Source organism: Okeania sp. SIO2C2 (assembly GCF_010692625.1).
Classification (GTDB): domain Bacteria; phylum Cyanobacteriota; class Cyanobacteriia; order Cyanobacteriales; family Microcoleaceae; genus Okeania; species Okeania hirsuta.
The window spans coordinates 1-24,819 of sequence record NZ_JAAHGM010000053.1 but is presented as its reverse complement, the minus strand read 5'-3'; the positions used below and the strand labels follow the sequence as shown (position 1 = coordinate 24,819).

Sequence of the window (24,819 nt, the reverse complement as noted above, 5' to 3'; positions counted from 1 at the left end):
AATTTAATTATACAGAATAATTGAATGAATTTATGGTAAAATCAGCATTGGTTCTTGAAAACATTCAATATTCATTAAATCTTTGGGGGTGTGCGCCGCAGGATTAAGTTTGGGGTCAATCATCCCAGCTATTTGTAGAGCTTCAGCAACAAGTTCAGAACAAAAAAAACCTGCCGAAGCACTAGGTAATTTATCCTTGGTTTCTGCATTAAAATATTTATTCTGTGCTAACCAAGAACCTATACTCTTACAAAAAGCATAAGGAGTATGACGATCATTAAGATGCCAGAGCCATGATTGCATTTGAGCAATCCTATCATAGGACAACTTTTTTTGCAAAGGAAACCACCATGCTTGTCCACAAGTTTTATAGATATCAAGCCAATTGCTTAACCAATGAACTTGAACTCCCTTTAAGCGCTTCTGTTCTTTAAAATCTGGTAATACTGTGTAAGCTGTCGATTCTGCAATGAGAATATCCTTTCGCTGTTTATTTAGATATTCAGTCTCTAATACAATAGCAACATGACTATAGGGACTCCTGGTAAACCATCGAATAATTTTGGCATCTAGTCCATTACCTGAAAAAGCAATGACATCACCTGGACTTATGTGAGACAATATTGCATTCATTTTGTTACTCATACTTACCTTAGTTATCGTATGATATCAAATCCGCTAGGGTTCGGTATAAAAAAAATGGCGTTGCTGAAGCACGTGTATGATACTAATCTTAATTTTTTAGGAGTCAGGAGTCAGGAGGACCGAGTCAGGAGGGAAGAAATAAGAAGAAAGAGTAGTAGAAGAGAAAGTTTTTTGTTCGCGCTCTTATCTGGACATGATATCATACCTCAAATCACCAACGCCAAAAAAAATTCATCCTCAGCGCAAATGTGCAAATATTTCGCGCATTCTCTTCCCTCCTGACTCCTGAGGACTTACTCCTAGATTAACTATCTAATTATACCGATGCTACCGGATTTGATATGACAGTTCTCAATCGACATATTTGAAAATTAGGGTAAAAACCATATTGTCAGTCGTAATACTATATTGAAAAACCCGATTGCGTCCATACTATCCAGAAAAGTAAAATTAACATGAAGCTCATAAACCCAATCAGATGGTCGAATTCTTCGACCACACGGGGGAATTTAATCGCCAACTTCTTAAAAATCAATAGATATGCTAGCCAACCAATAGCTATACTTACCAGTGGTTTGATTATATTCTTGAGGGTGTAAGCTTCATAATAAACAGCATTTGCCACAATTAATCCGCCGAGCAAGACTGTCATTGCCCACCAAAAACCCAGTTTTACTTTGATTTTTTCCTCGTTTTTCTGGTGAGGAAGAAAGATGAATTTCGCAAAGGAAATAGCTGTTCCCACAGCGGCAATGTTCATCCCAACAACTTGCCAGGGTAATAGATTTTTAGAAGTTAACACTTTTGCCCCAAAACCAGATAATAGTGGGAAACCAGAGATAGAGAAACTAGCAATAACTAAAGCTACCCAAATCTGATTATCGATGGGTTGATGATGTAATTCTTTAAAATTACGGCTTGGTAAAACCCCTGCAATTAAAAACAGAGCAGATTTAACTAAACCGTGGGTAAAAGCATAGAAACCAGCTACTACTGGCGCAGCAAGCACAAAACCTAACTGTGAAATGGTATGAAATGCCAGCATCCGTTTAGTATCTTTTTCAAATACAGCATAACCCACACCTAAAAGTGCTGTACTCACACCAAAAAATCTCACGATCGGATCGATTTCCTCTAACATTAGCGCACAACGTACTAGAGGAAAGACTCCAGCTTTAACCACAACTCCTGATAACATTGCTGATACAGGACTCTGTGATTCGGAGTGGGTTAAAGGCAACCATAACCCTGAGACAAAGATACCACCCTTGGACAATAATCCCAAAAATATGAGGGCGATCGCTTCAGGAGGCGAACCACGCAAACCAGCAAAATAAAAGGAATGATGTGCCTTATATACCAGTACCGCTCCCACCAGATAAAACAGCATTGCCGTATTACTGACAAACAGATAGCGTAATCCTACCCAAATCGATCTATCTGTACGGGGATAGGTAATGAGAAGAAACGCAGCAATACCGATTACTTCTAATGCTACATACACACTAATAAAGTCTGCACAGATAAAAATACCATTAACGCTACCATGGAGAATCACTATTTGCATATAGAAAAAAGCAGTTTTTTCGCTACTCCAACAGTAAAAAATAACTGCGAGTGTTACTATAGCATTAGTGATGATAAAAAAGCCACTCAGTTGGTCGATGATTAAAGTTACACCAAAATTATCGACCAACTGTATGTTCAAAGGAGACTGTTCTACAAATATCGCCAAGGCATAGTTAGTCGAAACCAATGCTATCCCTAGTGCGATAAAGCGGTCTAGTTTCGGTAATAGATAGATAATGAAACCAGTAAAAAAGGGTAATGCCATCCAGAGGATAGTAATATTGGTCATATCTGCACCATCCAGAAAACGATAATCAACATTAGACTCATTACCCCAATCAAATGATCGAATTTCTCGACCCCACGAGGGAATTTCAGAATTAACTTCCTAAAAATCAAAAGATATGCCAACCAACCAATACTAATAGTTACTAGAGGTTTCAGTATATTACTTAAGGTATAAGCTTGGTAATAAACAGCATTTGCTACAATCAATCCACCGAGTAAAATTACCATTGCCCACCAAAACCCAGATGATACTTTACCTTTTTCTTCGCTCTTTTGGTGGGGGAGAAAGATAAATTTGGCAAATATAATTGTTGTTCCTACTGTCGCAACATTCATTGCCACAACCTGCCAAGGTAATAAATTCTTGGAGGTCAATATCTTAGCTCCAAAACCCGACAATAGGGGAAAACCAGAAATGGAAAAACTAGCGATCGCTAAAGCTATCCAGATTGAGTTATTGAGGGGTTTGTCTCGCAACTCCTTAAAATTACGACTGGGCAAAATACCTGATATGAGAAAAAGTGCTGATTTCACCAATCCGTGAGTCAAGGCATAAAACCCTCCTACTTCTGGCGCGGCCATGATAAAACCCAATTGAGAAATGGTGCTAAATGCTAGGGTACGCTTGGTATCTTTTTCCACAATGGCATAACCTACTCCTAATAAGGCCGTAGTCACACCAAAAATTCTCACAATTGGATCGATCTCCTCTAACAGTAGGGCACAACGTACTAGGGGAAACACACCAGATTTGACCACAACTCCTGATAACGTTGCTGATACTTGACTCTGTGATTCGGAGTGGGTTAAAGGCAACCACAATCCTGAGACAAAGATACCTCCCTTAACTAATAATCCTAGAAATATCAGAGCGAGCGCTTCAGGAGGCGAACCACGCAAACCCATAAAACTAAAGGAATGATGTGCCTTATATACCAGTACCGCTCCCACTAGATAAAACAGCATTGCCGTATTACTGACAAACAGATAGCGCAATCCTACCCAAATCGATCTATCTGTACGCGAATAGGTAATGAGAAGAAACGCAGCAATACTGATTACTTCTAATGCTACATACAAACTGATAAAATCTGCACAGATAAAAGCAGAGTTGACGCTACCATGCAGAATCACTACTTGCATATAGAAAAAAGCTGTTTTTTTGCTACTCCAACTGTAAATAATAACTACGACGGTTACTATAGCATTAGTGATGATAAAAAAGGCGCTTAGTTGGTCGATGGTTAAAGTTACACCAAAATTATCTAATAACTGTATATTTAACAGTGATTGGGTTGAAAATATTGCCAAGGCATAGTTAGCTGAAACTAATGCTATTCCCAGTGCGAGAAAGCGGTCTAGTTTGGGTAGTAAATAAATAACAAACCCAATAAAAAATGGTAATGCCATCCAGGCGATCGTAATATTGGTCATTTCAGTTATCAGTTATCAGTTATCAGTTATCAGTACCGACCGCTAATACCGTTTCACTAAAGTCAGAAGTCAAAAGTCAGAAGTCAGAAGTGATATTAATGGAACTTAAAAACTCTACTCTACAGTAATTTCAGTTTATTATTTGACTTCATCAGTTAGCAACTATTTGTGACATTTTTTGAGTGAATTGGTATAAAGTATGAGGCACCAAAATACTGAAGTTTACTTTGCTCTTAGTCTTATGGATATGGCGAGGAGACCCGTTCTTGCAGACCCGCTCCGAATGGCGCCATCCCACCCTCCGGGAAGCTCCGAAGATCGACCGCTTTTCATCCTTAAAAGGGGAGACTTGAGACCTAATTTTTTGGTCATGATGGTGTGTTATTTTCTTCGATTGCGCTAGTTTCCAAAGTGGGATTATCTTTTGCCAACTTCATCACACCCACCAACATCAAAGCTTGAATTGAAAAACCAATTACAATTGCTGTTAAGATAACTGCCTGGGGAACGGGGTCGGAATAAGCAACATTTTTGGTTTCGTCGGCAATTGGTGTAAACAAACCATCTAGGGATGCTATTAGCACATAATAGGCAATAACTCCCGTACTCATAATATCCATTGAGATGATTTTCATCACCAGATTTTTCTTAAAAATGATGCCGAAAAATCCACATAATATGGTTGAAAATATACAAGCTTCTAACATGAAAATTAACTAATTAATTGTTATTTTTTTGCAGAAAATTAATTTTTAAATCACAAAAAATTAAGGATAAATATCCATAAATTAAGGTAGTATAAGAATGAATTTTGCCAATAATCAAAGACTTACGCCAGTTTAAATCAACTGACTAAATTGACTTAACATGAGCATATTTTACAATTGCCCAAAATAGATGAGAAAACCTCAGGTTAAAGTCGCCTCTTCTTTGGTCAATACATAAATTCATTTCTATTTCCCTGGCTAGCTACTATATTTTATTTTCAAATGATCTAAAATTCATAGCAGTTTGGACTTAATGAAGTACAGAGTTCTTAGATGTTCAGCGAATTGCTTAACTAGGATTAAGATTAAGCTGTACTAAATTAGCTACCAATATGCTATACATTATTAAACATGAAATTGGGTCAGAAGAGAAGAGACGTTGAATATGAGTTCTGATTGCTGGTTGGATGAAGCATTAATTATGCTTGGAGTGCTTCAGAAAAAAACTATTGTTTTTGTTGTCCTTGGTTAAAAGTGGCCAGATTAGTATTAATCAATTCAATAAATTAGAAATTTTCTCAGCTAGCTTCTACAACTTGACGCATTGAGAAAAAACCTGAGTTTACTGGTTGGCCATAACTTTCCTCTTCTGATTAGAATTAGTTCTGATACCAAGGGTGAAATTAAGAATTTTATTAATAATTAAGAGTGATTGAAAAATTTTACATATAATATTTCTTTAACTAATACCAGTTTGAAAAAAGAATGTTATAAATACAGCAAAGCTATGCTGTTAAATTATTTTAAGATCTATTTGACTAAAAGGATAGATTTGATTGCTCCTGATTACTAAAAACACCTTAAGTGTTTTCAGACTGTCCGTCTCCATCATATGCTTTCCCTATTGCCAGATGAGCTGTTGCCTTTAACTAACACTAAATCAGATCATAAATAGTGTTCCACGTAATTTGTGTTGTGCTTCAATTGCCCCAAACAAAGACTTAAAGTTACCTGCACCAAAGCCATTATAATTGTTGCGTTGCATAAACTCAAAAAATCAAGTAGGACGAGCTTGCAACGGGCGAGTAGAAATTTGCAGAATGTAACCTTTTTCATCGAAATCAATGACTATATCTAACTCCTGCATAACATCTACAGAAACCGATAGCTTCCTCATCTTTGAAAGCTCTAGGCAGAGAAACACTCTTTGCTCCTTGTGCAATTGCATATTCATAAGTTGCTTGAGCATTTTCTACACTAAAAGCTACATCATAAACTGCATCGCCATATTGGGTTAAAAACTGATTGATTTTTGTCTCTCCTGGGTTTAACGGAGATGTAAGAACAAGGGTGACTTGACCTGCATGCAAAACGTGGGAAGTGTATTCACGATCGCCAGTTTCCAAACCCTTATAGGCAATTGGTTGGAAACCCATGTGTGTTTAGTAATAAAATGCTGCTTGATCAGCGTTACAGACCCAGATTTCGACATGATGGAATCCATTATAACTTCCAAAGGTTGGTCTAGAGTTTGTCTCTTGGTATTTGACACCAGCATCTAGACCAACCAGGTTATCTTAGATTTATGGAGTAATTTGCTTGAGGCATATAAAGAATTCTTAATAATTAAATGTATACTTTTTTTATTAAAACAAATTTAATATATAATTGTCAACTACTCATAAAAACCTGGCAAAATATTTCCATTTTCTGAATAGTTTTGGTAGTAGGACTTATACCAATTATTAAAAATTTTGCTATACTTAAATTTCAGATTTCTAAATACTATTTATTTACGTAATTTGATTGTTTACTAACCTCTGTTATTTTGACCAAAAAATAAGGTCTTAAACCTCCCCTTTTAAGGAGATTAAAAGAATAAATTTCAGTATTTCAAGCCTCTGGTTTCAGCGGTCGGTACTGATACAGCGCTTTCCGTTGTTATGAGGTACAGTAGCAGCACTTAGCAAACCAGTTTTTTAAATGTTGAGGATTCATTAAGTTAATTGCCACAGAGATTATTCTATCAACCATTTCTGCTGTAGTTGGAGAAAAACTCCGTAAAAAAGATTTCAATTGTGACCACCATAATTCAATGGGATTAAAATCTGGAGAGTATGGAGATAAATTTAGAACTTTAGCTCCTACAGATTCTATCAGTGGTTCAATTGATGCTAGTTTATGTGCAGGTAAATTATCCATTACAACTACTGTCCCTGGCCATAACTCTGGCAGTAAAAAATGTTCAATAAATACTTTGAATGCTTTTTCTTTCATACTTATTGCACCAATTACTGTAACTTTTTAACCTCGATAAAATGGCTTTGTTTCATATACTCTAGTCCCCTCTTATGAGCATGCATGAGTTCTACTTAAACCGAGTATTACTCCTGTTTCATCTATAAATACTAAATTTTCTTGGTCTAGAAGTTTCACCTTTTCCCAATATTCTGCCCTGAATTTTTGTACTTTTTCTGTCCCATCTTGGCTACTACGTAATGTTTTTTTTACGGCTTAACCCCAGTTTTTGTCAAGCTCGAAACATGGCAGTACGACTTACCCAATTTCCTGTTTTTAGTCCAAATAATTCACATAATTCTTCTAGAGTTGCATCTGGATATTCTGATACCAGTTTTTTTAAATCTAAATCTGCATTTGTCAGATGACTAAATCTTGGTTTCCCAGGTTTTAATGGTTCTAAATTTCCATCTGTTTTGTGTTGTTTTACCAGTTTTTGCACTAAGCTTTTAGCAACAGAAAATGTGATAGCCACCTAACGAATTGATATTTTTTGTTTCAAGTGTGCATCAACTATTTTTTCTCGCAGTTCTATTGGATATGACTTCATAGCTATATCATCAAATTCCTATTTCTAAGTGTACCTCATAACTTCGGAAACTGCTGTAATACCATTTCTCAAAAACCTTTCTACATTTTATTGAGTAGGGGAGTGGGGGAGTAGGGGAATAGAGGAGTGAGGGAGAAGTAAATATAATAATAATAATTAATATTAACTTGGCTGCTAATTAGCAAAAAGGTTCCATGTGCCCTTTTTAATTACTTAATAACTGAAGTGTTACCTCAGTTAAGCATTAATGCATGGGAATTTGTATAACTGATAACTGATAATTGAAATGATGACCTTCCAAGGGTAGCATGATTTTTGATAAATTTTACTATACAAAATAGTGCGATTGAATAGCCTCAAATTTAGACAGGAAAGATTTTTTAGGCAAATAAGGTATCAATCAATGAATGGCCATAGTTTCAGATTTTTTTAATTTTAGGGCTTACGCAGTACAACCTATTTTTGTCATTGCGACTGATAGGATTTGCGGAGTATTCCGGAACGGAAAGCCATCTGAAATTCTAGTTTTTCGTACCTCATCTGTAAGTTCTGAATTTAATATCTTTAAAAATACATAAAAACTCTGAAATTATTATTCCTGTTCCCTAATTCAAAAATATTTTATTCACAACCCAAATATTACGGGTATATGGACAAAACGATTTTAAATAACCGTTATCGCATCATCAAAACATTAGCAAGTGGAGGATTTGGCGAAACATTTCTTGCCCAAGATACTCAAATACTCTCCGGTCATCTCTCTGTGATTAAACAACTTAAACCCATAGTAAATAATCCTCAAATTTATCAAATCCTACAAGACAGATTTCAAAGAGAAGCAGCAATTTTAGAGGAACTAGGTGAAACAAATCATCAGATTCCTCGATTATACGCATACTTTACAGAAAACGGAAAATTTTATCTAGGACAAGAATGGGTAGATGGATTTGAAATGTCATTTCCTGTAAATAATTCCCAAGGGATAAGTTACGAACCTTGACATTGGCGGTTCATAAAATCATCTTCAGCAACAGCGGTATTTGCTAATCCTAAAAAATCTAATTTTTAAAAATTTTTCAGTATCCTTAATCATCCTGAATTTCAAGTATCAAATTAATGCCAGATTGGTCAATAATCCTGCGAAAACAGGTATTAAATTAATCTAATTTACTGTCTTGTTTCCCCATCATAACTAATGGCCTTGAAATTAATTTCCCAGCCATAGTTGAAAATTTAGCACTATTTATAGTAAAGTCCTGAAAACCAATAAAATTATTACTACTGCCATGACACAGCTAAAATAGTTCATTATTATAGAGTGCGCCATTACGGCTAAAATATTAAGCTGTGAAAAGTATTTAACAATCCGTCGCCAGGCACAATTTTAGCTGTCTCAGTCCACTACTTATATTTCTTATTATTCAAATGCACGCAGAAAAGTTACCACCCCAAACATTTCATCGAGTCCGTCCACCATATCGGGTAGCCAAGCGACGTCCAGTAAAAATACGTCGGCTAGTTAAAACTAAAAATACAAAACTAATATTACCCCAGTTAAAATATAAAAATATCCTCATATTAGTCGCCATATTAATGACCGCGAGCTGGGTTATTACCCTACCTTTCAGAGGTCGCACAGCTTCACAGACCCCTCAACCTACTCCTCAAACTTCAGTATCACCTACTCTCGTACCACCCTATGTACGCCCAGTTCCTCAACAAACTCCAGAAGACTTAGGATTTGCCTACAATGTTCGTAGACAACCCCCTCTACGTTATAATCCTCAACTACAGGAAATAGTTGATGAATTGGTTAAAATTTCTGAAGAAAAAGGGCTACCAACAGAACCTTTATCTATTAGTTTAATAGATGTTAGAAGCCAAGATGTTCATACATTTGCTGGATATCAAAGCCAAGAAGTGAGGTATCCTGCTAGTGTATCTAAATTATTTTGGATGGCTGCATTTTATGGGGCAGTAAAAAAAGGTTTAATTGAAGATGAATCTAAGTTTCATGAAGACTTGAGAGCAATGATGCAGAAATCTCATAACGATTCTGCTAGTAAAATTTTAGATGCAATTACTGATACTAAATCGGGGAGTAAATTAGAAGGGAAAGATTTAGAAAAGTGGTTAGACAAAAGAAAATCCGTTAACAATTTTTTTCATAAAGCAGGTTATAAAAATTTAATAGTTAGTACAAAAAATTATCCTCGATATTCTCCTAGTCAAGAAGGTCCAGTCGGTCGCGATCGCCAACTACGAAAGAAAGATGGTAAGTTTCTCAGAAATTTGATTTCCACCGATCAAGCTGCCAGACTAATGTATGAAATATATACCAGGCAGGCAGTTTCACGGCAATATAGCACAAGAATGGCTTATTTGTTAACTAGAGATTTAAGACCTGAAGTATGGCAAAATGACCCCTACAATGGAATCAAAGGTTTTCTCGGCGAATCTTTACCTACCAAGATTTATTTTGGTTCTAAAGTTGGTTTCACTAGCAAACATCGTATGGATGTAGCATTTGTGAGAACTTTGGATGATAAGGCTATTTATATTCTGGCGATCTTTGCAGAAGATATTGCTTATGCCAGAGATGAGGAAATATTCCCCAAACTGTCTCGTCATGTTTACGATCGCATGATGGCATTGAATGGACAATAGACATCTCCAGCAAAAGAGGGAGTAGGGAGTAGGTAGCAGGGAGCAGGGAGCAGGCAGAAAGAATTGATGAATAACAGTGGAATGATTGATTTTATTTTTTCCGGACTTACCCATAACCACTACAGATAGTAGGGGTTAACGGCCGTTAACCCCTACAAATGGTATATATTTTTGTATGCGTGCGTAAGTCCTGTTTTTATTATTGGAGATGTCTAATTTATAGCGGTTTTCATTAACATAGAATACAGCTATCAAGTTTGTAACTTATCAAACTTCAAACATACTTATATTTTTCTGTAGTTTACCTTTGTGAAAACCGCTATAAGTAAGCTAATTTGTCTCATTGTATACAGATACAATGACATCATTTCAGTTAGCCTCCTGTGGTCGGAGCTACGCTAACAGTTAGCCTTCTAAGGTCAGAACTACGCTGGCCTCTTATCAGAGGAATTGCGGACTTCAGTGCCGATCGTTGAAGCCTGAGGCTTGAAAATACTGAACTAACTATCAGCTTTTAGCGCTGAAACGCTTCAGCTTTTAGTAGCTCTGGGTAAAAATCCCCGGCTTCCGATAAGTCGAATGGCCTTCAGAGGAATTGAAATCTCCTTTCCGTTCCGCAATGATCCGCAAACGAGGGTGTCTCAAAAAAAATCTGCTTGATTGCTGATTACTGACCGCTGACTGCTTTTTTAATGTTTGGTGATTGATGGGGAGATAAGGAGATAGCATATATGGCTAAATTTATCTGAATATATATATAATTTTATGTTACATTTTATAAAAAAATCCAATAATAAAAGTTATAGTTAATATCATATTACTTACTTTTTTTCAAGTATAAAAACTTGTAAGAACTGACTTTAATAAAAAAATCTCACTATTGATTTTTAATTATTTAGTTTTACTTATAATACCTTGTCAAAAGTAGGTATGTTAAACTATAAATTTAGAAAGTAACTTACCCAAAAGCACAAAAAATCCACGAATCGGTAAAAGTGAGAATCGGGGAGTTAATTTCTAGAAGAATTTAAAAAAATTAAGAGGTATTATGAGCCAAAAGGTTATACACCAGATGGAAAAATTCCAGCGTCAGGTGAATTCCCTCGTAGAATCTAATATAATCAAGCCAACAGATAGTATCTGGAAAATAGCCCTACTTTTTGGGGATAAGTGGCCTTATTGGAAAAAGCAACTTCAAGACTTTGATTTTTCTATGCAAGATCCAATAGGTGAAATTTTGGTTGTAGAGGTGTGGGAAGAAGATTAGTCTAATTTCCTAATCAAATAAGACTGATTAGGGTGAATAATTCTGGAGTTTAAGCGATAGAAATTGGTAGAATGTAGTCGATTAGCCCCAACATCTAGGCAATAAGACTGAAAGTATAGAATAATTAGGCGATCGCACTACAAAATCAAACAAAAATAAAACAAAACTTTTTGGTTTCTAAGGCTGTAATCAGGAAACTAAATTGATACCAAAGCAATTTTAAAACTAATAACTAAATAACTGAATACAGGTTTATTAGGATTTATTAGAAAAAAAATCTGCTAGTTGTTTAATGTCAGAACGACTCATCTCAAGTTAAGTTCATCATAAACTTTCGGTAAGTGGGAAACTAGTAAGTTGCTTCCTAGGTCTGAGCTACGCTATCAACGGCTGGATGGAAACTAGGGTAATGATTTTAACCATTAATCATGCACATTGCAAATTTTGAATATTTTTGCTATAATGTGAGGAATAAAAAGCAACCTGAATGGGTTTACCCCGGACAAACTAGAGGAATCCTTACTTATGTCATTAAGGGTTACATTTGAAGTGACTTTAGTATGGCAAGTTTGTGACTCTTAAAAATCCACGCGGATAGATCCCGCGGAGTTTCAATCCCATGAACATAATTGCTCACTTTTAAGCGCGTACCATGTGGTTGAGTACAACTTTAGCTTGTCAACTTACCAAACAAACTCAGTCAATTCTTTGAGCTTAACTCTGAGTAGGTTCATTGAGTAAACATCTAAATACATTTGTTTTTTTTCAGAAGTTTTTTTGTAATATAGCACTACACAAATAGATTAGGGCAATTATAAATACTCAAACGAGCGTCAGGGATTGCTTCTGACTTGCACGTAGCGCTATATCTCTACCAATAACTCAAAAACCCTTATACATAGTGAGATTGAGATATTCCAATATTGATGATGTGCTTCAAAGGCAATCTTTTAAAGCATCTGCTAGCTCTAGAGCAGTTTGATAGCGATCGCCAGGCAATGGTTGGGTAACTTTTTCAATTACCTTTCTTAGTTGTGGTGTAATAGTGGGAACATTTTCCACATAAAACCGATAACCATTACCACGATTATCATAGAAGTGCATCGGACTTTGAGCAGTCAACAAAAAGATCGAAGTTGCACCCACTGCATATAGATCGGATTGAGTCAAAGGTTGCCCGCGGTCTTGTTCGGGGGCACTGTAACCTTCTGCGCCGATCCGCGTACCCAAAGGCGTGCCAATCTCTTTGACTGCCCCAAAATCTAGAACTATTATCTGATTATCGCGACGACGCACTAGAAGATTAGCAGGTTTAATATCCCGGTGAATCAGTGGAGGATCTTGTGAGTGAATATATTCTAGAACCTCGCAAGTCTGAATCATCCACTCAGTTGCCTGTTTTGGTAACACCGGTCCTTGTAAAGAAATACGTTTTTCCAAATCCTGACCGTGAATCATCTCCATAGCCAAATATTTTTTGTCTTCTTCAACAAAAAAGTCAAAAAACTTAGGAATTCCTGAATGATTTAATGATTTCAAAGCTCTAGCTTCTCGTTCAAATAATTCTTGAGCTTTGCAGATCTGAGCCATATCAGCATTCATTTCTTTTAAGACCACCAAAGCAGCAGCAGGAGAAGCGCCTACCTGTAAGTTATTGCGATCACGATCCCAAGCTAAATAGGTAGTACCCATGCCACCTTGACCCAATATTCGTAACACCTGATACTGACGGATGCTGCGTTCAACTGTAATAGGTTTTCCACAATAAATACAAAATAAGTTTCCTGGTGGGTTATCACTAGCTCGAGAACAACATTGTTGAGGAGCATTAGCAACAGATGGAACTTGAATCTGAAACTTTAAAATAGGGCCACCTCTGGCTAACTGAATCAGGAAACCATCAGAAATAATTCCCTGAGACATCAAAACTCCATTCACAAAAGTTCCATTTGTACCTTGACTGACTAATCGCCAAATATTTCCAGATTGGGACTTTGGTATTTTGTGTAGCTCCAGATGATATCGTGAAACTAAACTATCAGATAAAACAACCTGATTATCAGGAGAGCGACCAATCTTAATTATTGATTCACTCTGAAAGTCCCAATTTTTTAAAGGAGTATTTTTTTGAGGGTCTAGGAGGGTTAACCTAATCACAATCTATGTTTGAACTTCAAGTTTTTTGTATAGCGCTACGCGCTAGGGAATAGGGAATAGTAAACTGTTAAAGGGTTTTCGGTGCGGAATCCTTCAGGAAACAGGGTTTAGAAATGTCTTAACCTTAATGCGTAGCGCTATAAAAGCATAACTTATATAGCGATCCGCGCAAGACAAAAGTCGAAAGTCAAAAGTTCAAAGTTCAAAGTTAAAAGTAATCCCTGACTGAGTTTGAGCCTTTATAAATGTCCGCGCCCTTTGTTTCGACTGCTATACCAATTCACTTAAAAAATAGAGTTGTTGGGAAATAACAATTGAACAATGCTCAAAAGCTTATTCTATAAGGTTTTCATGATTCTAGGACTGAAAAACGCTATAAACTTTGACCAATAAGGGTTTTAGCCATTTTTTTAGCTTAATTCCCAACAACTCTAATGTCACAAATAGTTGGTTATTTCAGTTATCAGTTATCAGTACCTCTAGCTGTTTGCGCAGCATTCCGTAGGAAAGCACAAGGCTTGACATCAGGAATATTATCTTTTTTTATCCCCTTAATAAGGGGAGGCTTTAGACCGAATTTTTCGGTAACTGATTAAGTAAACTAATAAGCTGAAATTACTGTATAATAAAGGTTTTAATTAATTAAAATATCACTTTTGACTTCTGACTTTTGACTAAGCGTGAAACGGTATTGCTAATTTTTTTGTGGCTTCACTAAAGCACGAATCACAATTGCTGTAATATTATCGTGACCATTATACTGATTTGCCAAATCAATTAACTGGTTTACACCCAACTCTAAATTAGCTTGTTTGTTTAAAAGAGGTTCCAGGAGATTTTTCCAATTATTTTCCAGAAAATCATTATCTGTTAAACCATCAGATGCCAGGATTATTAGACTATCCTCATCAAGCTCGAAAAATTGCACATCTGGTCTGACAAAATTTTCATCTCGCGGTCCTAAAGCTTGAGTTAATTGATAAGCATCAGGGCGACCATAAGCTATTTCTGGTTCAACTCCACGATTAATTTCTCTCTGTCCTACTTCATGGTCTAGAGTGATCTGCTCTAAACCTCCCTGACGAGAAAGACGATACAAACGACTATCACCCACATGAGCTACAGCTACTTTTGTATCGTAAACCATTGCCATCACTAAAGTAGTACCCATCCGACTACTGCCAGAGCGGACTTCTTGTTGATTAATATCGTAGATTACTTTATTTGCCTGTATTACTGCCTCGCGAATTGTTTCCTCGGAGGGCAAACCTACTGACCAACTACTTTCAACTTTAAAGTATTGTTTAATCGTGTCTACTGCTACTTGACTCGCTATTTCTCCGCTAGCGTGTCCTCCCATACCATCGCAGAGCACATAAAGTCCTTTAGCTTGAATAATTTTTTCGGTGGGTGTTTCTTGGTTTTCTATCTGAGTTTGAATTCCAAAAGAATCTTCATTATGGTCTCTTTGACTGCCTACATCACTTTTTCCGGAACTTTCCAAATTTACCAACTGTATTGGTAAAAGTTCAGTGTCTTGAGTTTCTATATTTTCTACTACCTGTGGGGAAGCATCATCAGTTTGCAAAACTGTAGGTGCTGATGTAGGAGGTGGTTGGGGTTGTAAGTTATCTTCAGTAGTCATGAGATACGATCGCAATTTTTCAATAGTTTGTATTTTACCATCCCGCCAATCTTGCATTAAAGCTGTTACCCAACCAAACTGTGTCCGTTGAGATTGCTCAAATAACGATTGCCAGAATTTCATTAAATCTTGGAGATTTTCACTCTCGCCAGGTTTTGAGTACAGACGTTGCAATTTGATATAATTATTGTCTGTTTGACTTACCCGCAAATTTTCATATTCCAGTATACTTTGGCAACAATGCCATGATGCCAGAGCTACCCAAAGTTCGGTCATTTGTTGCAACCAGGATAGAATTTGTACTTGGGAAAGGTTTTCGCTTCCCCAAAGGTTTACTAATAATGGCAAACTACTGTGGTCTGCCACAAGTAATATTTCTTCGTTTTGCGATCGCCAACTATCCTGAATGGTAGGAAAGTGTTGAGGTAGTTGGGAATATAATGCTAAGTATGGTTGAGCAATTGTGGGAATAATCAAAGCTTCTATCTCCGTTGTTTCTCCCTTTTGGTTTGAGGTAGGGAATTGACTTTCTTGATTTTGGTAACCCGATAATTCATTCTCTTGAGAGGTAGAAGTGGGCGGTCTAAAATTACCGGAGTTAGTTCGCAACCAAGCTTTGAGGGGGGTTTCTTCTAGTGGGTTACAGTCTAATACTTGCACTACTACCATTTCACCTTGGTTTTTTGGTGGTATAGTTTCCAATAGTTGGTAGCGCTGTTGGGAATCTAAATATTTTTCTGATGCAGTGGAGGAATTTTCTAGATCATCATTTGGGTTTGAGGATAATTTATTCTCTGTGTTTGCTGCTTCAGACATTGGACTGAGAATGTCTGCGGTAATTGATTCAGAGTTATCTAACTCTTCTAAGAGTTGGCATGGATCGTCAGCTTCAGTTATTGTTTCTGGTAAAGTATCTTCTGATTCTACTTCGGCAGCAGGTTGTAGATCGACTTCTATTTTCGCCTCCAAAAGTTCGGAGGATTCTAAAATTTCTTCTGCTTCTTCTATAATCACATCTGCTGCTGAGTCCGCCGAATCTTTGGCCAGGGGACTTGCTCCGCTGATTACTTCTTCTTGCCCCATTTCCTTGAGATTAATTTCAGGTGAGTTGGGGAGAAGAGCTTCTGCTTGAGTAATTATAATTGCCTTCCAGACTTGAGCTATATCAGCACCACAGTTGTGACATTGTCGAACGCTCAAGTACACTTGTGTTCCACATTGATGACAATTTTTGTGGGTTAGGGATGTACCACATTTTTCACAGAATTTATTCTGGTTCGGGTTTTCAAACTCACATTCGGGACAGATGAGCATAATAGGGGGTTAATTCAACAATTAATAATGAATAATGAATAATTAGGGTTTGCTGAAAAAGTCTTTTAGTAGGGGGAGGAGACAGGAGACAGGAGACAACCCACCCCTCGCCCCTCCCCCTCCCAGGAGGGGAGAAATGGGAATGAGCGAGGAGGTAGTCGGAAAAATTGTCCCAAGATTGTTCTGCCCAACTATGTGCCTAAAATACGCTCCATGCATGAGCATCAAGAGCTGAAAACCAGGCACTTTTTTCAAACCCAAAAAGGCTAAAATCTTTATATGTCAATGCTTTTAGATTTAATCAGCAAGCCCTAATTAATAATTAATAATTACCTCTCCTTGAAAAAAAGAGGATTGACTAATAATGAAAATTTTCTTTATTATCCCCTTAAGAGGCTATGCTTTATAAACATCTTTCTTAACATAAAAATTGACAAAATATACGAGTTATGTATTGGTATTGGGGCGACTTTTTTAGGAGAAAAGTGTATTGAAAAATACATTTTTTTGAGAACTGTAGATAAATTTTTTGCCCCCACACTCCCCCCATCTCCCCATCTCCCCATCTCCCCATCTCCCCATCTCCCCATCTCCACATCTAATGTGTGTCAGTCCACTATTGCAGGATGGCAGAAATAACTAACCAGTTACAAAATCCTAAGAGCTTTACCAATCAATACTTTTGACTGTCTTGAGTGTGTCTTACATTCTGAGGTCCCCTCAGAATTACACACTCGCTTTTGACTTTTGAGTTTTGACTTCCGCTGACTTTTGACTTCCGCGTAGCGGCACTAAAAGGGAATAGAGATCGTAGTATCTTCTAAGATTGTCTGAGCTGCGATCGCTTCTATTGTTTTTAATGGTACTTCACAGAAGTATTTTTGCCGAAATTGTTCTTCTGATATTGCTGCTAGGAATTTTCCGATTATTTGGGATTGAGTTTCTGATTTTTGGTTTTTGATTTGATTTTGAGTTATGTAAAATGCTTGGTCTTTATACTTGACATTAAAACATAAATATTGTAATACTTGAAAACCTAATTTGAGAGTAGTATCACCAATACCTAATTTTTTTAGGAGTTGATAACGGGTGACAGGTTTAGCTGTACGACTGAGATATTTAGAAATACCCAAAAGTTGTTGCCAGATATCTGTCGGAGGGACAATAGGAGGTTGTGAGTAGGCGATCGCTAATTTCTTTTGTTGATTTATTGCTCGCCGAAACCAGACTCGTAAATCGTTCCAGCTAGTGGGACATTCTTTGAGAAGAATAAAATCTTTTTGGCTATTAATTCTTATTTCTTCTAGATTACCGATTCTCTGACTATTACGCCAGTCCCATATCCAATCTACAAGGTTTGATGTTTGGAACTGAGTATTTTGGAGGCATGGTTGTACTCTCATAAGTCTGACTTCATAACGTTTTTTATAAGCATTGAAGTCTAGCTCTACCAAAGCATCACATTTTTCTTCGGGAATTTCATCTTTATAATGACCCCACCAAACACCAGGGAACCCCTCCTCCACAGATTCATCCCAAATTTCAAAATCTGTTTTGATATATTGAACTTTTTTTCCGTTTAAATCTTTTTGATTTCTGTGCCAAACATTACTAAACCAACAATTTTGGACCAAAAGTTTAGGAACAGGGTTGCCCATACCACAGGGTTCTAAAAGTTTAAGTTCTTGAAATAAATCTCTACCCAACTCAGAGACAGTCACAATTAAATCTACTTCTATTGTTGAAGTCTGGTTAACGGTCGTTCCTAATGTTTGTCCTAATAATTGATTAATAGCATCTGTAAATATGGGGATATTTTCTACTGGCAGACTTAGACCAGCAGCAAAAGGATGGCCTCCAAACCGATGCAACAAATGTTCTTGATGTTTAACTAACTGGTATAGGTCTATTTGACCAAAGGAACGAGCGGAACCACGAGCTAATAATGGTTCCTCAGAGCTTTTGACCGCCTCAGTTTCCTCAGTCAACAAAATAGTGGGACGGTTGTATTCTTGAGCTATTTGACCTGCTACTAATCCTAACACACCTACAGGCCATTGAGGGTCTGTGAGAACTATGACGTTAGTGGTAGAAAGGTCTAGTTTGGTCAATTTTTGGGCAACGTCTCGAACTACTTCTTTTTGTAGGGATTTGCGCCTGGAGTTGGCCAGTTCTGTTTCTATGGCTAGTTTTTGGCAATATTGGGGGTCACGACTGGTGAGTAATTCTACACAAAAGCTGGCATCTCCGATGATTCTACTGACAGCATTAATCCGAGGGCCAATACCAAAGGAAATATCTGTGGGGCGATCGCCTGTTTTTTTACATAATTCTAATAGTTTGGCGACTCCTGGTCTGGTGGTTTTGTGGAGTTGTGTTCTTAATTTTTCAATTCCTATTTGTGCTAAATACCGAGTTTCTCCTGTTAGTTGAACTAGGTCGGCAATTAAACCAATAGCTACTAAGTCTAATAATTCTTTTAAGGGTAGTTTAGGTATTTCTGGATGAGTTAAATAAAGTGCTTCTATTAATTTATAAGCTACTCCAACTCCGGAGAGATTATATAGGGGATGAGATGGGGATAAATTACGAGGATTAATAATAGCTAATAAGGGCGGACGTTGAGGTGGAAGGGTGTGATGATCGGTGACAATTATATCTATTCCTAGATTATTTGCATATTCTATTTCGGCAATATTTGTACTACCTGTATCGCAGGTTATTATTAAACTATGATTTGCTTTTGCTAACTGTTGAATACCAGCAATATTTAAACCATGAGATTCTGTAAATCTGTTAGGAATGTAATAAGTTAATTGATGATTTTTCTGAAAAAATTCTCCTAATCCATCCCAAAGTACAGATGTTGAGGTAATGCCATCAGCATCAAAGTCTCCCCAGATAGCAATTTTTTCTTGATTGTTTTTAGCATCAATAATTCTTTCTACAGCTTTGTTGATTTCGATGCCAAATTCAAAGGGGTTAGTGGGTTGATATTGTTTTGGGTCTAAAAAACCTGCTAATTTTTGAGTATCTTTAATTCCACGCTGCCATAATAATTGTGGTAGATATTTTACGGATAATTTTGGTGCATAATTTTTGACAATTTCAACAAATGAATTAGGGGGATTATCGGAGGCATAAATTTGCCAATATTTTCTGGTTTCAGACATCTTTAATAAATTTAATTTATCGTCACTATGCTGCGGTTATTTTTCAGGTATTAGGTGGTAGATATTAGGCTGTAGCTGAAAAAAGTCAATATAAATAATTGTAAGCATTCAGGTGTCAACTATCATACGGTTTTGAAAAAAGAATGTTACGAATAATAGGTGCAATATAAAGACTTTAGAGGAGATGTCTTTTTGACAAAAAAAGAGAATATCCTAACTCAAAACTGTTATTGAATACATTCATTCTGACTCCTGACTCCTGACTCCTGACTCCTAAGAAATAACCTAACTATTTGTAACAAAGATTTATCAAATTGGTATCAGCTATCAACTATTAATTTAATTGCCCTTTAAGGAGGAGTCAGAGTTAAAAGACTTAATAGAATTAAAAGTACAAAATAGGTTTGTTAATCCTCAAACTACTAATTCCTGTTAACGTAGTTCCTCCGGAGGAGGAAAGCTGACCGCTAATGGCTGTTTGCGCAGCATTCCGCAGGAAATGCTTACAAATAATTAGATGAAATAGCCCTGATATTTGCTACATATATTGGTGGATCGGGAGATTGCATAATTACTTGTATTGTCAGCATTTCCTATTTAGTAAAAAAAACACTGTTTTTACCTAAAATCTATCACCTTCTTCAAGGGTGGGTTAATCTTGTTGTGTCTCCCAAAAACCTGCTAATTTTTGAGTATTTTTGATTCCACGCTGCCATAATAATTGTGGTAGATATTTTACTGATAATTTTGGTGCATAATTTTTGACAATCTCAAGAAATGAATTAGGGGGATTATCGGAGACATAAATTTTCCAATAATTTCTTGTTTCAGGCATATTTAATAAATTTAATTTATCGTTACTACTGCCGCTACGCGGAAGTTAAAAGTCAAAAGTATTGATTTGTAATTGTTTAATGAAATTGCGTAAAAAACCCACGGTTTTCACCTACTACCTACTACCTAAAACTTATCACCTTCTATTGCGTAAAAAATCCCACCATTTTCACCTAATATCTACTCCCTAAAACCTACAACCAAAAACCTTCTTCAATCGTAAGCATTTCCTGCGGAATGCTGCGCAAACAGCTATTAGCGGTCAGCTTTTAGCTGTTTCATAGATAATGTTGCTAAGGTCAAGGTCAGTTTTTTTCCAATACTTTATAATTCTCCTTGAATTTTTTAATACTAATTTCTGCTCTCAAGGCAATAAGCTGATAGCTGACGGCTGAATGCTTACCTTCAATAAAATAATTCTTCGTCGATAAATTGTTCTTTGATAAAAGGAACTTTGACAGTAAATATTGAACCTTTATTAACTTCACTCACTACACCAATATCCCCACCCATCATTTTACAAAAGTGACGACTAATAACTAAACCCAAACCAGTACCTCCATATTTCCGTGTAGTTGAATTATCAGCTTGAGTAAATGGTTTAAATAAAACATTCATTTGATTTTCTGATATACCTATACCAGTATCAGCAACACTTAAAATCAACATTTTCTTAGGGGTCAATTCCTCACTTTGAACAGTACAATCTTCATCATTGCTAATAATTTTAACCTTCAAACTAATGTTGCCATTTTCTGTAAACTTCGCTGCATTGCTCAGAAGATTTAAAATCACTTGGCGCATTTTATTAGGGTCAGCTACTATTAATTCCTGATGATCTTCGCAGATAATTTCTAATGTATTACTATTTTGCTCAATTAATGGTTGAATAGTAGCTACGACATTTTCAATTAATGCCATTATCTTGAAACTTTCCAAGTGGACATCCATTTTACCTGCTTCAATTTTTGAAAGGTCGAGAATATCATTTATTATTGTTAATAAATGTCTTCCCGCAGTATGAATATTATCAAGGTCGTGAACAAAGTCTTCATAACCTAAATCCCGAGCATCTTCTAATAAAATTTCACTATAGCCAATAATCGCGTTTAATGGTGTTCGTAATTCATGACTCATATTTGCTAGAAACACACTTTTTGCTCGGTTTGCTGCTTGTGCTTCATCTTTTTCTTGTTTTAAACGTTTATTTTCTTTGAGTTGTCTAACATTTTCTAATGTTTTTTTGATCGTAATTTCTAAATCTTCAAAATCTATAGGTTTAGTCAAGAAATCAAAAGCACCTCTATTCATTGCCGACCTGATTTTTTCCATATCGTCATAAGCAGAAATAATTACTGCTTTAATATCAGGATATTTATCTTGAATATTATCTAATAAAGTTAATCCATCCATTAAAGGCATATTAATATCAGTTAATACGATATCTATCTTCAATTCTTCTGACAATATTTCTAATGCTTCTACACCATTTCTAGCAAAAATAAACTCTAGTTCTTTTTGTTTGATTTTTTTTCTAAAGTTACGGACGATCAGCGATTCAAAATCAGGCTCATCATCTACAACAAGTATTTTTGATGACATAATATTTTAACTAATAAGCCGATTACTTTTAAATTTATAAATTACTGATAATAAATAATCATAAATATTATCAAGCTTCTTATGCAGGTGGAGTGAAGTATCTTATACATCGAATGATGCTTTTTGTGTTGACTTAAGGTGAACTACAAAGGAGTAAACTTTAACTATTACTCTCTGTTCAAGCCCTTTTTCCTAAAGTCCCAAATTTTCACCCAATCTCTCATTCAATTGACAAAAGCTGCAATAAGTTACAATGAGTATGACTTAGGTATCACTTACACACAAACTTTTTGATTTTGAGATAATAATAAAGTCTTTTTTTTCTATTAAATGTTAAACTTCTCCAGAAGCATTGCTTTCTTTTTTACTTATTTTATACCAAATTCAAAATTAGAGCTATACAGCGAGTGTCTGACTAAATATAGTAATAACTATTATATTTTACCAAAAAATAATTTCTATAGTGACTGGAGCAATTTTTAAGCTCATACTAAATCCTGTTTATAAAGCATCCTTTGATGTAGATGGGGAGACAAGTTGTAGGGGAGATGAGGAGAGGTTTGAATCTTACATCCTATAAAATGTCTTTAATAACCGGATTTGGTATTATTTCTATGGAATTGTACCTAGAATTTAATTCAATAATTTTCAGCTAAATTGATATTTCTGGAATACTATCTATACTTAATATTAAGTCAGCAGAAGCAAATGTAGACTGAATATCTACTTCTTTGTCCTGAACTTCTAAAAAATTCTGACAGCGAGTAGTAAATTGACAAGAATGACAATGTTCAATCTTCTGAACTTGAGGAAATTCTTCACCCTTTTCCTGATAATTTTTTAACCAATCATTTAATCGATATAATATTTGCTTTAAATCTCGCTCAGTTTTTTTGTGTGCCTGTTGATTATAAGAAAATTTTAGTTTAGCAGGTAACTTTTGACTTTTTGGTTCGATAAACCAATAGGTCATCGAAACTGCATCTGGCAAATATTTGCTAGTTTCAACTAGAGTGTAAAGATATAAGCGTGTTTGCCAATTTTGAGCTAACTTTGTTTGATTTTGAGGAAAGCTATAAGTTTTCCAATCAAAGATTTGTGCTTGTTGAATATCGGCAATCAATAAATCGTAAATAACCGTCAATATATAATCATTAAAATTAATACTAAGACTATGTTCAGCTTGACGTAAAATTATATTATCTTGAGTTTCAGGATTTAATATTTCTGGTGCTGCTTGAAAAAAAATTTCAAAACAGTACTGCATTTCTTGATTTTCTAACATTAAAGATTCTATTGGTAATCCTAGTTCTCTTTGCTGCATTAATAAGTGAAACTGACTACCCCAATTTAGTCTTTCTTGTTGTGCTGGTGTTGTTGGTACGCTCAGATTATCAAGATAGAGATGTTGAAATTTACGGGGGCAAGTTGTAAGTAGATTCAGGTGTTGTTGAGAGAGTCTATATTTTGCCATTAGTAATATTATGTCCGGTTGAATAGTTATAGGAAGGAGTCAGAAGTCAGGAGTTAGAAATTAGGAATTAGGAAGAAAGAATAGAAAGTTTTCAGGTATAAAGAGGAGAAAGTTTTTTTGTCATTAGACATAGGCGTGAAAAAGATATAGACTTTTTGCGCATAGTAGGCAACAGCTCATCTGACAACAGGGAAGAGATTTTTAGGAAAAAGGTACGAAGAATGATTTAGGGAAGTGAATTTTACAACTCTAGCTGATGTTAAACAAAGGGCAAGTTTATTTTCTGAAGATATAGTCATTCTGAATAAAACTGGAACACTTTTTTAGCTGAAACTCTTTCAAGGTAAGAAACCCTTGTCTCAATCTTAACTGGAATGACTATATCTATTAATTATCTGGAGATGATATAGCGTTTCTCAGTAAGAGTGAGGTACACTCTTATCTTTACTTAACTATTGCCTGTTGCCTATTGCCAGATGAGCTGTTGCCTAAAAGACATCTCCAATAATCAAAAATAAAATCAATTATCATACATAAATCATCAATTATTTCCCCCTACTCCCTACTCCCTATTCCCTCTTTTCTGGAGATGTCTAAAACAAACGAATTTTGTACCTCACGGTTCTTGGTAATTGCTATATCAACTAGTGCAGGATAGCGGAAATAACTGACCAGTTACAAAATCCTAAAACAATTACAAATCAAAAATGATTGACTTTTAAATACTAGACTTTTAACTTCCGCGTAGCGGCACTAGCTATCAGCTTTTAGATCTCTGGGTCAAAGTCCCCTGCAACTATTGCGCAGGATTGTTTAGGAGGGGTTGAAATCCCCTGATAAACTTTAGAAAAATGATCTTGCTGAGTGGTGAGTGCTTTTTTAATTATTAGACTTGTCGCTTTATAAGGTAAAGTATAGAGTTAGTAGGGTGTTTGAAATGGGACAATGTTAGATATGAATCGGGTGCTAAAAGAAGACCGCCTCAGTGCGGGCATTGACTGGACTAAACCGTAAGGTATTCGATGAATTATTACAAGCTTTTTGTGTCCAACTTGAATTGGAAGCGATCGCTCTTTTGCCAAAAACCAAGACTCCGAGCTCTGGGAGGAGGAAGAAAAGCGCGATTGCTACAAGCTTCATACAAGTTATTTTTTATCTTGTTCTACTTTAAGTGCTACCCTACCTTTGATGTGGC

At 36.0% G+C, this 24,819-nt stretch carries 18 protein-coding genes and 1 pseudogene; 5 read left to right on the top strand and 14 right to left on the bottom strand.

Features of this window, described 5'->3' with window-relative positions; all coding sequences use genetic code 11:
- Window positions 1–30: 30 nt before the first annotated feature.
- The gene (locus F6K18_RS27975; RefSeq protein ID WP_287525664.1) at window positions 31–645 is read right to left on the bottom strand and encodes a hypothetical protein; all 615 of its coding nucleotides are present in this window, start codon (window positions 643–645) and stop codon (window positions 31–33) included.
- 18 nt (window positions 646–663) lie between these two features.
- Here F6K18_RS27975 and F6K18_RS27970 point away from each other — a divergent pair, with 18 nt between their 5' ends.
- On the top strand, window positions 664–927 hold the full coding sequence (locus F6K18_RS27970) for a hypothetical protein (RefSeq protein WP_287525663.1): 264 nt from the start codon (window positions 664–666) through the stop codon (window positions 925–927).
- 121 nt (window positions 928–1,048) lie between these two features.
- Here F6K18_RS27970 and F6K18_RS27965 read toward each other — a convergent pair whose 3' ends face one another.
- The 6 genes from F6K18_RS27965 to F6K18_RS27940 all read right to left on the bottom strand — a co-directional run bounded on the left by F6K18_RS27965 (window position 1,049) and on the right by F6K18_RS27940 (window position 7,416).
- Window positions 1,049–2,503 carry a cation:proton antiporter gene (locus tag F6K18_RS27965; RefSeq protein ID WP_287525661.1) on the bottom strand — a complete coding sequence of 485 codons (1,455 nt, stop codon included), beginning with the start codon at window positions 2,501–2,503 and terminating at the stop codon, window positions 1,049–1,051.
- Window positions 2,500–3,936 (bottom strand): cation:proton antiporter, encoded by a 1,437-nt coding sequence (locus F6K18_RS27960; RefSeq protein WP_287525660.1) that lies wholly within the window; start codon window positions 3,934–3,936, stop codon window positions 2,500–2,502. Before F6K18_RS27960 ends, F6K18_RS27965 begins: the two co-directional genes overlap by 4 nt.
- Before the next feature lie 368 nt (window positions 3,937–4,304).
- On the bottom strand, window positions 4,305–4,643 hold the full coding sequence (locus F6K18_RS27955) for a cation:proton antiporter subunit C (RefSeq protein WP_124143293.1): 339 nt from the start codon (window positions 4,641–4,643) through the stop codon (window positions 4,305–4,307).
- Window positions 4,644–5,764: 1,121 nt separating this feature from the next.
- Window positions 5,765–6,079 carry a VOC family protein gene (locus F6K18_RS27950; RefSeq protein ID WP_287277183.1) on the bottom strand — a complete coding sequence of 105 codons (315 nt, stop codon included), beginning with the start codon at window positions 6,077–6,079 and terminating at the stop codon, window positions 5,765–5,767.
- A 505-nt stretch (window positions 6,080–6,584) separates the two neighbouring features.
- Window positions 6,585–6,920, bottom strand: coding sequence for a transposase (locus tag F6K18_RS27945; protein ID WP_287525658.1), 336 nt, complete (start codon window positions 6,918–6,920; stop codon window positions 6,585–6,587).
- Window positions 6,921–7,173: 253 nt separating this feature from the next.
- Window positions 7,174–7,416 (bottom strand): hypothetical protein, encoded by a 243-nt coding sequence (locus F6K18_RS27940; protein ID WP_287525657.1) that lies wholly within the window; start codon window positions 7,414–7,416, stop codon window positions 7,174–7,176.
- A 724-nt stretch (window positions 7,417–8,140) separates the two neighbouring features.
- On the opposite strand from F6K18_RS27940, the pseudogene F6K18_RS27935 reads away from it, so the two are divergent.
- The 3 genes and pseudogenes from F6K18_RS27935 to F6K18_RS27925 form a co-directional block, all read left to right on the top strand.
- Window positions 8,141–8,437 (top strand): annotated as a pseudogene (locus F6K18_RS27935) (serine/threonine protein kinase); the annotation flags it as partial.
- Window positions 8,438–8,916: 479 nt separating this feature from the next.
- Window positions 8,917–10,158, top strand: a complete 1,242-nt coding sequence (locus F6K18_RS27930; protein WP_287525656.1) for a serine hydrolase — start codon at window positions 8,917–8,919, stop codon at window positions 10,156–10,158.
- Window positions 10,159–11,206: 1,048 nt separating this feature from the next.
- Window positions 11,207–11,425, top strand: coding sequence for a DUF4327 family protein (locus F6K18_RS27925; protein ID WP_124144506.1), 219 nt, complete (start codon window positions 11,207–11,209; stop codon window positions 11,423–11,425).
- A 936-nt stretch (window positions 11,426–12,361) separates the two neighbouring features.
- Here F6K18_RS27925 and F6K18_RS27920 read toward each other — a convergent pair.
- Together F6K18_RS27920 and F6K18_RS27915 are read right to left on the bottom strand one after the other, a co-directional pair.
- Window positions 12,362–13,582, bottom strand: coding sequence for an FHA domain-containing serine/threonine-protein kinase (locus F6K18_RS27920; protein ID WP_287525655.1), 1,221 nt, complete (start codon window positions 13,580–13,582; stop codon window positions 12,362–12,364).
- A 694-nt stretch (window positions 13,583–14,276) separates the two neighbouring features.
- The gene (locus F6K18_RS27915) at window positions 14,277–16,541 is read right to left on the bottom strand and encodes a serine/threonine phosphatase (RefSeq protein ID WP_287525654.1); all 2,265 of its coding nucleotides are present in this window, start codon (window positions 16,539–16,541) and stop codon (window positions 14,277–14,279) included.
- Window positions 16,542–16,590: 49 nt separating this feature from the next.
- Between F6K18_RS27915 and F6K18_RS27910 the strand changes: the two genes are divergently transcribed.
- On the top strand, window positions 16,591–16,776 hold the full coding sequence (locus F6K18_RS27910; RefSeq protein ID WP_287525653.1) for a hypothetical protein: 186 nt from the start codon (window positions 16,591–16,593) through the stop codon (window positions 16,774–16,776).
- Window positions 16,777–16,959: 183 nt separating this feature from the next.
- Here the strand turns inward: F6K18_RS27910 and F6K18_RS27905 are convergent, their stop codons facing one another.
- The 5 genes from F6K18_RS27905 to F6K18_RS27885 form a co-directional block, all read right to left on the bottom strand.
- Window positions 16,960–17,139, bottom strand: a complete 180-nt coding sequence (locus F6K18_RS27905) for a hypothetical protein (RefSeq protein WP_287525652.1) — start codon at window positions 17,137–17,139, stop codon at window positions 16,960–16,962.
- Window positions 17,140–17,332: 193 nt separating this feature from the next.
- Window positions 17,333–19,714 carry a single-stranded-DNA-specific exonuclease RecJ gene (gene recJ, locus F6K18_RS27900; protein ID WP_287525651.1) on the bottom strand — a complete coding sequence of 794 codons (2,382 nt, stop codon included), beginning with the start codon at window positions 19,712–19,714 and terminating at the stop codon, window positions 17,333–17,335.
- Between the two features lie 652 nt (window positions 19,715–20,366).
- Window positions 20,367–20,549, bottom strand: a complete 183-nt coding sequence (locus F6K18_RS27895; protein WP_287525649.1) for a hypothetical protein — start codon at window positions 20,547–20,549, stop codon at window positions 20,367–20,369.
- Between the two features lie 404 nt (window positions 20,550–20,953).
- Window positions 20,954–22,150, bottom strand: coding sequence for an ATP-binding protein (locus tag F6K18_RS27890; RefSeq protein WP_287525647.1), 1,197 nt, complete (start codon window positions 22,148–22,150; stop codon window positions 20,954–20,956).
- 652 nt (window positions 22,151–22,802) lie between these two features.
- The gene (locus F6K18_RS27885) at window positions 22,803–23,624 is read right to left on the bottom strand and encodes a PD-(D/E)XK nuclease family protein (RefSeq protein ID WP_287525645.1); all 822 of its coding nucleotides are present in this window, start codon (window positions 23,622–23,624) and stop codon (window positions 22,803–22,805) included.
- Window positions 23,625–24,819: the final 1,195 nt, after the last annotated feature.